Raw genomic sequence first — 396 nt, forward strand, 5'->3', positions numbered from 1 at the left:
CAGGTCGAGATCGGCACGGGCATTTCGGTTGGTGAGGGCGAAGGCGGCAGGCGGGTTCGCATCAACGGCGCGACCGCCCGATCGGCCGAAGACATGCTGGAATGGCTGCGCGTGGTTTGGCTGACGCCGGCCATGGATGCGCTGTTCACCGGACCGGCCGCGGATCGCCGGCGCTTTCTCGACCGGCTGGTGCTGGCGATCGATCCCGGCCACGGCCAGCGTGCCCTCGATTACGAAAAGGCGATGCGTGGCCGTAACCGCTTGCTTACGGATGGATCCGGGGATGATCGCTGGTTCGAGGCGATCGAGACGCAGATGGCCGAAACCGGCGTCGCCATTGCGGCGGCGCGCGCCGAACTGGTGCGCCTGCTCGCCGCCATGATCGACAGGCTGCCA

1 pseudogene is annotated in these 396 nt (G+C 67.7%); it reads left to right on the forward strand.

Annotated features, from left to right (window positions below):
- Positions 1 to 396, forward strand: a pseudogene (locus tag ACWTU8_RS33275) (DNA replication/repair protein RecF); the annotation flags it as partial.

The sequence above is a fragment of the Mesorhizobium sp. BHbdii genome, assembly GCF_053848045.1.